The sequence below is a fragment of the Streptomyces sp. NPDC058576 genome (assembly GCF_042718715.1).
Taxonomy (GTDB): Bacteria; Actinomycetota; Actinomycetes; order Streptomycetales; family Streptomycetaceae; genus Streptomyces.
In genome coordinates this window covers 75,415-85,791 of the sequence record NZ_JBHXPF010000032.1, presented here as the reverse complement: position 1 = coordinate 85,791, position 10,377 = coordinate 75,415, and the positions used below count along the sequence as shown (strand labels likewise).

The window sequence follows — 10,377 nt, the reverse complement described above, 5'->3', positions numbered from 1 at the left end:
CACGCCCCGCCACCGCCCGCCGGGCACCCCAGGGGGCCCCACGCCCCCCGCACCGGCGGCCGCCCGCCCCATGGCGCGCGCCCGCCGGACCGGTGATGAACCCTGCCCGCACAACACCCCCAGTGCGCGCCCCCGCACCCCCCTCTGCACGACCTGCACCACCTGAGAGAGCCGCAAGCACCACCGCACCACTTACGCACCACCTCCCTGAACCCCACGTCGCCGACGATGTGTAACCGACCGGAGGAACCGCCGTGGCCGCTAAGCCCAGGTTTCGCAAAGACGCAGATGCAGCCGCCCCCGACGTGACGGACGATGCCGTCACAGCAGCAGAGGAAGAAGGAGCGGTTGACGGCCGGAAACATCCGGTCGACGAGACGCTCCCCCCACTGAAGATGTTCACCAGCGGCCTCCAGCACGTGGCCGCCATGTACGCGGGCGTGGTGGCCCCGCCGCTCATCGTGGGGCCGGCCGTCGGCCTCACCGCCAAGGAGACCGCCTTCCTGATGGGGGCGAGCCTGTTCACCGCGGGCATCGCCACCCTGCTCCAGACCATCGGCTTCTGGAAGGTCGGCGCCCGGCTGCCCTTCGTCAACGGCGTCTCGTTCGCCGGGGTCGCCCCGATGATCGCGATAGGCAAGGACCGGGGCCACGACGGGATAGCCGTCATCTTCGGCGCGATCATCGTCGCGAGTCTTCTGGGGTTCGTCCTCGCCCCGTACTTCTGCAAACTGGTCCGCTTCTTCCCGCCGGTCGTCACGGGCACCGTGATCACCCTGATCGGCGTCTCACTGCTCCCGGTGGCGTTCAACTGGTCCCAGGGCGGCAACGCCACGGCCGACGACTACGGCTCGATGACCAACATCACCATGGCCGCCGTGACCCTGGTGATCGTGCTGGCCCTGCGCAAACTGCTGCGCGGCTTCCTCCAGCAGATCGCGATCCTGCTCGGTCTGGTCATCGGCACCCTCATCGCCATCCCGGCGGGCATCACCGACTTCGGCGCCATCAAGGAGGCCGACGTGGTCGGCTTCCCGACGCCCTTCGCCTTCGGCGCCCCGCAGTTCGAGATCGCCGCCATCATCTCCATGTGCATCGTGATGCTGGTCTGCATGACCGAGTCCACGGCGGACATGCTGGCCCTGGGCAAGATCGTCGGCCGTCCCGCCGACGAGAAGATCATCGAGGGCGGCCTGCGCGCCGACACCCTCGGCAGCGCCATCAGCCCGCTCTTCAACGGGTTCATGTGCAGCGCCTTCGCCCAGAACGTCGGCCTCGTCGCCATGACGAAGATCCGCAGCCGCTTCGTCGTCGCGGCGGGCGGCGGCATCCTCATCGTGCTCGGCCTGGTCCCCGTCGCGGCCTCCGTCATCGCCCTCGTACCGCTGCCGGTGCTCGGTGGCGCGGGGATCGTCCTCTTCGGCACGGTGGCGGCCAGCGGCATCCAGACCCTGGCCACCGCCGCCATGGAGAAGGGCGAGAACGCGCTGATCGTGGCGGCGGCCCTCGGCATCGGCCTGATCCCGATCGCGGCGCCGCAGTTCTACCACGCCTTCCCGGAGAGCCTGCTGGTCGTCCTCGACTCGGGCATCTCCACCGGCTGTGTGGTGGCGATCGTGCTGAACCTCGCCTTCAACCACGTCGGCCGCAAGCCCGACGCGGCGGACGAGGAGCAGCAGCCCGGCGAACACGTGGTCCCGGCGGCCGCGGGGGTGGGTGTCCACTGACGTATCCGCTCGCAGCCCGGTGAAGCCCCGTGCCCTCGCACGGGGCTTCGGCCGTTCGGCGCCGGAGCGGAACCCGACGCTGCCGGGCCCGGCAGCCGGGGCTGTGGAGCGGACGGCCGCCCGACGGCTGTAGCGTCAGGGGTATGGAAGAGCAGTCTGTTGTGGATGTCGGCGATGTGCGCCTCGCGTACCGGACCTGGGGCGATGCGTACGGCTCGCCCGTCGTGCTGCTGCACGGACTCGGCGGTTCGGCCGCGAACTGGGAGGCGGCCGGTCCCCTGCTGGGCCAGGAGTGGCGGGTCTTCGCCCTGGACCTGCGCGGCCACGGCGAGAGCGACTGGCCCGACGACTACGGCCTGGACCTGATGGCCGAGGACGTCGTGGGCTTCCTCGACGAACTGGAGCTGGACCGGGTCGGCCTCGTCGGCCACGGCATGGGAGGCGTGGTCGCCCGGCTGGTGGCGCAGGAGCACTCCGACCGGGTGGAGCGGCTGGTGCTGGTGGAGACCCCGGCCCCGTTCCCCGGCGACCCGGGACCGGCCGGCCGCGCCGAGGGTCCCGTGGACTACGACGAGAACGCGGTTCACGCCGTACACGACCAGCTCGCCGATCCCGGCCCGGACGCGGACGAGGGCCTCGGCGACATCGTCTCCCCGACGCTGATCATCACCGGCGGGCCGGAGAGCAGGATGGAGCAGCACCGCCAGGCGGACGTGGCCTCCCTGATCCCGGACTGCCGGCTGATCACGGTCCCCGGCGGCCACCGGATGCACGAGACCCGGGCGGATCAGGTGGCCGCGCACATCACGGAGTTCTTCACCAGCTGAGGGCTCCCGGCCCGGGCTTCGCCCCTCAGCTGCCCGGCGGCCGCCAGTCCGGACGGCGGCCGCTGAGAGCGATCACCCGGTCCAGCAGCGGGGTGTCGTCCGCCACCGGCACGGGCGGCGCGAAGATGCCCCCGCGGTCCGGGTCGTCCTCGTCCGGGGCGAGCAGCGCCTCGCAGGACCGCAGCTCCGCCTCGTCCGCCGCGTACGGCTGACCGGTCGAGCGGGCCAGATCCCAGCCGTGGACGACGAGTTCGTTGAGCGCGACCGCCCCGGCCACCCCGCCGGGCAGCTCCACCCCGCCCGCCCGGGTCATGCCGGTCCAGGCACCGGGCGAGCGCCAGGCCGCCGCCACCTCCTCCAGCCGTCGGGGCAGCACCTCACGCCAGTCGTCGTCGAGGACGGGCAGGGCCGCGTCGGGCGAGGTGGCCGTGGTCGGCCCGAGGTCCTTGCGGGCGGCGTCGCGGAAGGCGGTGGCCAGCCCGGTGAGATGGCCGAGCAGCTCCCGTACGGCGTAGTCCGGGCAGGGGGTGGGGTCCTCCAGCCGGCTGTCGTCGACCGGACCGAGCAGCGCGGCGATCCGCCGGGCGGCCGGCTCCAGGTCGAGGAGAGCGGCGGCGTCCGGCGCGGGGGTCTCGTGCGTATCCATACAGGGAAGACCCCTCCACCGCCGGAAACTCATCGGCCGACGGACCGGCCCGGGGCGCGGGGCGGGCGGCGCAACCCGGCACATAGCGGAAGGTTCCCGGCCGGACTCTTGTCGGAGGGCCCCACGCCATGTCATACAGGTCTGGACCATTGCTGTCCGGATGGAAGGCACCCCCGTGCAACGCCCCCACATATGCGCCGCGTTGGCCTGTTCCGCCCTGCTTCTCACCCCCCTCCTCGCCGCCTGCGGTGGTACCGCCGAAGCCGACACGCAGCCCCCCGGCACCCCCGAGGGCGTGACCGCCCAGGCCAGCAGCTCCACCTCGGTGCACGTCATGTGGAAGGCCGCCTCCGACGACGAGAAGGTCGCCGGTTACGAGGTCTACCGGGGAAAGGCCAAGGTCAAGAGCGTTCCCGCGACGAAGACCATGATCGACGTCGACGGGCTGACGGCCGCGACGGACTACACCTTCAGCGTTCGGACCAAGGACACGGCCGGGAACCTCTCCGGGCCCAGCAAGGCCGTCCCCGTCACCACCCAGGCCACCCCGCCCAAGGACGACACGCCCCCCACCGCCCCGGCGAAGCTGGCGGGCAGCGCCGACGGAAGCCGCGCCGCCACCCTCCGCTGGGGCGCGGCCAAGGACGACGTCGGCGTCACCTCGTACGACATCTACCAGGAGGACTCCCGGATCCACAGCGTCCCGGCCTCCGAGACCACGGCGAAGGTGACGGGCCTGCGCCCCGGGACCGTCTACACCTTCACGGTCCGGGCCCGCGACGCCTCCGACAAGTCCTCGGCCGACAGCGACGCGCTCGACCTCACCACCGAGTCCGCCCCCGGCGCGCCCGCGAGCACCGCCCCCACCGGCCTGCGGACCGAGACCGGCAAGGAGGGCGCCGAGTTCACCCTCGACCTGTCCTGGGACCAGCCCGACACGGGCGGCGTCATCCCCGCCTACGAGCTCTACCTGAACGGCAGGCTGACCACCACCATCGTCTGGGGCGGCACACCCCCGAAGGGCCGGGCCACCTACCGCCTGAACCTCCCGGACCCGGCGGGAACCCGCTATTCCGTGAAGCTCAGGGCCAAGCTCCCGGACGGCAAGTGGGGCGACTTCTCGGCCCAGCGGACGGTGGTCCTGAAGGGCTGACACTCCCGGGGCGCGCGGCCGCGGCTTCCCAGGAACGCGGCGGCCCGCGCCTCGTGATCCATTGATACCTCAGAGGGCTTGGGCGGGCGGGGGTCCATAGGACATCCTGGGGTGACGGCGACGCTGCCGCGGCGATGAGCACGGGGGTGCGGCACCACGATGGTTCCGGGAACGGTGGGGCAGTTGACCATTCTGCTGATCCTCGTGCTGCCCGGCTTCTTCTACCAGGCTGTGCGCGAGCGGCTGCGCGGCTCCCTGGCCAGTGAGCAGGAGCCGCAGAACCGGCTGGTCCGCGCCATCGCCGCGGGCGCCCTGCTCGACACCGTCTACGCGGTGGTCGCGGGGCCCTGGCTGGTGCGGCTGCTGGCCGGGGGAGGGGACGGGCCGGTCGCGGGCGTGCTGCGCCAGCCGCGCCAGGCGGGACTCGCCGGGCTGCTGCTGATCGTCGCCGTGCCGTCCGCGCTGGCCTGGGCGGAGGCGGTGTGGTGGCGGCGGCGCGCACGGGCGCGGTACGAACCGACGCCGACCGCCTGGGACGCCCTCTTCAGGGACCGGGGGTCCTGCTTCGTCCGGGTGCGCCTCAAGAGCGGCCTGTGGGTGGGCGGTTGGCTCGGCTCGCGGTCGGCCGTCTCGGCTTACCCGCAGCCGGGTGACCTCTATCTGCAGGCCCAGTACCGGATGGGGCCCGACGGCTCGTTCCTCGGGAAGGTGCCCGGTACCGCGGGCGTGTACGTGCGGGCGGGCGATGTGGATGTGCTGGAGGTGCTGCTGCCGCCGTCCGCGTCAGCGGCCGGAAGGAGTGACTGACCGGTGGCGAAGACAGCAGGGACGGGCGGCGGCGGGGAGCGAGGGGCCGGCGAGGACGCCGAGTTGGCCGCCCTCGTCGCGGAGTTCTCCTTCCGCAAGACCTATCGGCCGACCGATGAGATGGCCGAGCCGGACGAGGTGCCGCACGGGCCTTCGGGCACGGTGCGGGGAGATGTGGCGCCCACCGCCCAGGGGGCCGCGGAGCCGGACGGGTCCTGAGCGCGGGCCCGGGCGGGGACGGTGCCGCCCCGCTCAGGGGCCCGTATGGATATGGGCCGCCCACAGGTGTGGCGCCTGCGCGTAGCGGTCGCGCAGCGCCCTGACCGGGCGGTGCAGGGCCGTGGCCGGATCGATGGGGCGGCCCCGGTCGAGATCCGCCGCGAGCGACGCGTAGAACTCCTCGGTGAGCTGGGTCGCCAGTTTGTCGGCGACGGGCCACAAGGTGCCGATCACATGCGGGTATCCGGCCAGTTGGAAGGAGGCGGCCAGCTGGACCGCCTCGTCGGACAGCCGGATACCCCCCTGGGCGGCCGAGCAGGCGGACAGCACGGCGAGCTCCGGGTTTCCCGGGCGCTGGGCCGCGGCGTCGGAGACGGTGAGCCGTCCGTCGTACAGGATCAGCCCACTCCGTGACGGGTCGAGCAGCTCGCTGACGCCGTGGCAGCTGAAGTGGACCCAGGGGTGGGCCTCCAGCGCCCGGCCGACGGCCTCCACCGTGGCCTCGGACCCGGCCAGCAGCCTTCCCTCGGGGAACAGCCCCCTGAGCAGGGCCACCTCCTGCGCGACGCCCGGCAGCGGTGCGGCCCCCGGCGTCTCGGCGAGGGCCACGATCAGCGGGGCGGGACGCGCGGGGCCGCCGGAGGTGAGGCCGTCACGGGCCCGCACCAGGGCACGCACGGTCGGTGTGTACGAGGAGACGGCACGGTCGACGACCCAGGTGCCGGAGTCCGCCGCGCCGCGGCCGGCGGCGTGCAGCGGCAGGAAGGACAGCCGCCCGGTGGCGCACCACCACAGGCGGGCCCAGGGATCGCCCTCGCCCGGTACGGATTCCAGGCCGAGGCGTTCCAGCACGGGCGCGGCCACGGTGTCCCAGAGCCAGCCCAGCGTTCCCGAGAGCCGACGCATCATGGCGACGGCCTCGTCGACGCCTTTCTCCCCGTACGCCGTCTCGATCCCTTCGACGAACTCCGCCGCCCGCGCCTCGGCGTCCCGCAGGGTGAGGCCGGGCAGGGGGACCACGTCGATCCCGGCATCGGCGGTCACCACGAGGGCGTCGCACCGGTAGGCGCTGACGTTGACGACCACGACCGGCCCTTCGGCCGCGGAGGCGACCAGTTCCGGTACGGAGGGCGGTCGCAGGAAGCCTTCGAGTCCCGGCAACGCCCTGATCTCGTCGAGGAGTTGTTCCCAGCGTCGGGCCAGGCCGAGCCGGGCCTCGGCGATCACCGCCTCCTCGTCGGCTCCGTGGAACGGGGCCGCCGGACCGCCGAGCCCGCCGCCCAGGACCGGGGAGGGCCGAGGCGGTTCGCTCAACTGGTCGCGTATCCGCTCGAACTCCGCCGCGAGGCCGGGAGCGAGGGCGTGCAGCCGCGACACATCGGCCCGGTTCTCCAGCCCCTGGGCCAGTAGCACCCCCCGTCCCTGTTCGAGGAGGGCGAGCGCGCGTCCCGCCGCACCCTCCTCGATCGCCAGGGCGGCGGCGTCACTCGCCAGCCCCTCGCTGATCAGCAGCCGCGCTTCCTGGTCAGCGCGGGCGAGGCTGCGCGGCGCGATGCCTGGCAACAGGCCGACGGCGTACGCGTACCCCTCCAGTCCGTCGGCGTTGTGCCCCGCTCTCATCGAGGCCAGCCCCCACGCCCGGGCGGCCCGGATCCGGATGCCGACATGCGTGGCCGGACTGTGGGCGCAGTCGCGGGCGACCCGGGCCGCCTCCACCAGGTCGACCTCTTCTCCCCGTGCCGCCCGGTCCAGTTGCACCGCCGCCAGCAGCCATTGGGAGATGCTGTGCAGTGCGTGGCCGGGGGACGTTCCCGCGAGGGCTTCGCGGGCGGCGGTTTCCGCCCTCCGCAGCGCCTGCCGGGCCGTCGCCCCGGAGCGTTCCTCCGTCAGGCGGGCGAAGACCACACAGGCGGTCGTGAGCTTCTGCAGGGCGATGGAGCGCGAAGGGTGGTGCGCGCCGAACCCGGCGATCACCCCTTCGAGGACCCGACGGGCCTCGTCGGCGAGACGCGGGTCCCGGTCCGACTGGGCCCTGTTGACCAGCAGGACACCCAGGTTGACGGCGGCCATGTCGGCACCCCAGCGGTCGCCGTGCGCCACGGCCATCGCCTCGCGCAGCAGCGCGACCGCCTCGTCGGCGGCTGAGGCGTCGCCCACGGTCTCGTACCAGCAGCGCAGTGCTTCGGCGAGGTTGTTCAGATGCAGGGACCGCTCCACCGCCGTCGGCGGGCTGTCGTTCACCGCGCGGCGCAGCACCGTCACGGCCTCGGCCAGCCAGGCCCGGTTACCGGAGGCGAGGCCGCGGTCCATGAGGGCGCTGCCCAGGTTCGTGAGCGCCATCCCGAGGCGCACCCGGGGCAGCTGGGTCACGGCCTCGCGCAGCGTGCCGATGGCCAGGTCCATGAGCGCCTCCTCACCGCTCTCGACGGCCCGGCTCCACTGGATGAAGCCGAGACCGGTGAGGAGGGAGCCCCGCAGTCCGTACGCCGCCGACTGCGGGGAGGCCAGGGCGGCGTGATAGTGCCGCACGGCCTCGTCGCTCTGCCGCACGTCACGGCCGTAGCGGTAGAGGGCCCCCAGGCTGTTGGCGAGGCCGATCAGAGCCGTCGGCGAGGGCGGGCCCGACGCCATGGCGACCGCCTCCCGGTGGCATCGTACGGACTCCTCCAGCGGAGCGGGATCGGAGGCGAGACGGGCGAGGTTGCGCAGAGCGTCACCGAGTGCCGTACGGCAGTCGGCCCCGCTGTACGTGGACGCGTCCGAGGAGACCACGGCCCTGCGCAGCACCGCGATGCCCTCGTCCAGCGCCCCGGTGTCCGAGCAGAACTCGGCGCGAGCCAGCAGGGTTTCACCGAGGCCCAGGAGCAGATGGACGGCGAAAGGGTCTCCCGGCTCCGACAGGGCGACAGCCTCCCGATGGACCGCCACCGCCTCGGTCAGGAACTCGACCCTGCCGGAGCACGTCGCGATGTTCGTGAGAGCGAGGCCGAGATTCGACCGGACGGCGGCACTCTCGGCGCGGGAGAGCGGCGCCCGCCGCATCTCCTCGCGGAGCAGGCCCACCACTTCCTCGTACAGGCCGACCTCGCCCGTCGTGTCGGCCCGTTGCATCAGGGTATGGGTGTACTCCGCATGGCAGTTCCAGTACTCCGGGCTGCCGGTCCTGAGCAGTCCGAGACCCCGGACCATCTCGTCGGCGCCCCGGCGCCAGTCCTCGGCGTCCGCCCCGGCGCGCTGGGCCAGCGCCGCCCCGAGGTCGCAGCGCGTGGAGGCCTCGAAGTCCGCGGCGGGAGAGGGCAGGGCGAGGCATTTGCGGAAGCAGTCGACGGCCTCCTCGACACCGTCGGCGTGGCCCGGGATCCGCAGGCAGCGGCCCAGCGCCCGCAGGACCTGGGCCCGCTCGGCGGAGCGGGCCGGAACCTCCGCGGCAAGAGCCCGGAGCTGCGCGATCGGGGCGTCGAGTTCCCCGGGGTCCTCCGGCTCCCCGAGGGCCCTGACATGCCGGGCGGCACGCTTCCACAGCAGCTCCGCGAGGCGGGTGGCGAGGAGCACCCGGCCGGCCACGTCGTCGGCGGATCCGGACTCCGCCCCACGGCGGGCGTGGGCGACGGCCTCGTCCAGGTCGCCCGGGGAGCCCGTCGCCGAGTACCTGGCGTCCAGCGCCTGGGAGAGCGCGAAGTGGGCCTGGGCGCGCACCGGATGCCCGGGCGGAGCGCTGTCGAGAGCCTCGTGGGCCGCGGCGTAGGCGTCGTCGAGGAGTTCGGGGCGGCCGGTGTGGCCGGCGAACCCGGCCAGCAGCAGCCCGAGGTTGGCGAAGTACGTGGACCGCTCGAAGGCGTTGGGAGCCGTCTCCGCGGCCCTGCGGCAGGCGGCGATGCCCTCCTCGGCGAGTCCGGCGTGCCCACCGCTCTCGACGGCTTCCGAGAAGAGGGCGACCCCCAGGTCGGAGAGGAGCGGGGCACGGTTCGCCACGACGGCGTCCGGCCCCACCAGGGCTGTACGCAGCAGCGCGATGCCCTCGGAGCGCGACGCCGGATCGTCCAGGCGGTCGGCGGCGAGGCAGAGTGCGGAACCGAGGGTGGCGCGGTGCTGGGCGCGGTGCGGATTGTTCGCCGTGCAGAGGTCCACCGCCTTCCGCAGCTCGGCGACCGACTCCCGCAGCGTCTCCTCGTCCCCGGTCGCACCGGCCCAGTTGCGGAGCGTGTGACCGAAGTTGCCATGTCTGCGGGCCTGTTCGTCCCGGTCTCCGGGGGCGCAGGCCACGGCGGCGCGCCCGGTGGCGACGGCGTCGGCGAGCGCTTGGCGGCCGCCGCCGTCCTGGAAGCCGTAGAAGAGGACGAGCCCGAGGTCCGACAGGCAGACGCCCTGCTCAAGGCTGTGGTGGCCGACGGCGGTGGCGGCGTGCCGCAGCAGGACCTCCGCGCTGCGCAGGACGTCGGGGTCGCGGCTCTGCTGGAACAACGCCATCATCCCGACGCCGGCGTCGTACGCCAGGCCGGGCACGGTCGCGGCGCCTTCCGGCTCGCCCGACAGCGTGGCGAAGAGCGGGCGCAGCCCGTTCGGTACCCGGTCGGGGTCCTGCTCGCGGATCGCGGAGAAGCGGAGCAGGGCGGTGGCGAGCGCGCCCCGATCGGCCGGACCCCGGGCGCTGTAGCGGAAGAGGTCGGCGTAACCGAGCGCCAGGACGCCCAGGCTCCACGTGCTCCCGTCGGGCAGGGTGAGGCTGCCGCGCACCTGGTCGGCCGCCCGCGCGGCCTCCGGCCCGACGAACCACTCCAGAACGCCGGGATCGGCAACCGCGCGCTCGGCCTGCCGGAGGATGAGGTGCGCCGCGTCCTCGTCCCTCACCCGCGTCATCGTTCCCCCGTCCGCGTCGGCCCACCGCTGTCCCGGGCGCGCCCGCCCACACGGTTCTCGTGCGGTGCGAACGCCGCCGGCAGGATCACCCTACTGACGGTGCGCGTACCTGTGGGCACGTCAGTTCGCGCTCTGCCAAAC

The 10,377-nt window shown here is 73.5% G+C and carries 7 protein-coding genes; 5 read left to right on the top strand and 2 right to left on the bottom strand.

Annotated elements, in window-relative coordinates; genetic code table 11:
* The first annotated feature begins 254 nt into the window (after positions 1-254).
* Both ACFWRV_RS22335 and ACFWRV_RS22330 read left to right on the top strand, forming a co-directional pair.
* A complete protein-coding gene (locus ACFWRV_RS22335) occupies positions 255-1,727 on the top strand; it encodes a nucleobase:cation symporter-2 family protein (RefSeq protein WP_384337175.1) in 1,473 nt (490 codons plus the stop codon).
* Positions 1,728-1,870: 143 nt separating this feature from the next.
* Entirely contained in the window at positions 1,871-2,554 is a 684-nt protein-coding gene (locus ACFWRV_RS22330; RefSeq protein ID WP_384337173.1) for an alpha/beta fold hydrolase, read from the top strand.
* 25 nt (positions 2,555-2,579) lie between these two features.
* Here the strand turns inward: ACFWRV_RS22330 and ACFWRV_RS22325 are convergent, their stop codons facing one another.
* Positions 2,580-3,200, bottom strand: a complete 621-nt coding sequence (locus ACFWRV_RS22325; RefSeq protein ID WP_384337171.1) for a TIGR03086 family metal-binding protein — start codon at positions 3,198-3,200, stop codon at positions 2,580-2,582.
* Positions 3,201-3,360: 160 nt separating this feature from the next.
* Between ACFWRV_RS22325 and ACFWRV_RS22320 the strand changes: the two genes are divergently transcribed.
* The 3 genes from ACFWRV_RS22320 (at position 3,361) to ACFWRV_RS22310 (ending at position 5,379) form a co-directional block, all read left to right on the top strand.
* Positions 3,361-4,353, top strand: a complete 993-nt coding sequence (locus tag ACFWRV_RS22320) for a fibronectin type III domain-containing protein (RefSeq protein WP_384337169.1) — start codon at positions 3,361-3,363, stop codon at positions 4,351-4,353.
* Between the two features lie 174 nt (positions 4,354-4,527).
* Positions 4,528-5,160: a DUF6338 family protein gene (locus ACFWRV_RS22315; protein ID WP_384337183.1), complete on the top strand. Its 633-nt coding sequence runs from the start codon at positions 4,528-4,530 to the stop codon at positions 5,158-5,160.
* Between the two features lie 3 nt (positions 5,161-5,163).
* The gene (locus ACFWRV_RS22310; protein WP_384337167.1) at positions 5,164-5,379 is read left to right on the top strand and encodes a hypothetical protein; all 216 of its coding nucleotides are present in this window, start codon (positions 5,164-5,166) and stop codon (positions 5,377-5,379) included.
* 33 nt (positions 5,380-5,412) lie between these two features.
* On the opposite strand, the gene ACFWRV_RS22305 is transcribed toward ACFWRV_RS22310, so the two are convergent.
* On the bottom strand, positions 5,413-10,236 hold the full coding sequence (locus ACFWRV_RS22305) for a CHAT domain-containing protein (RefSeq protein ID WP_384337165.1): 4,824 nt from the start codon (positions 10,234-10,236) through the stop codon (positions 5,413-5,415).
* Positions 10,237-10,377 lie beyond the last annotated feature (141 nt).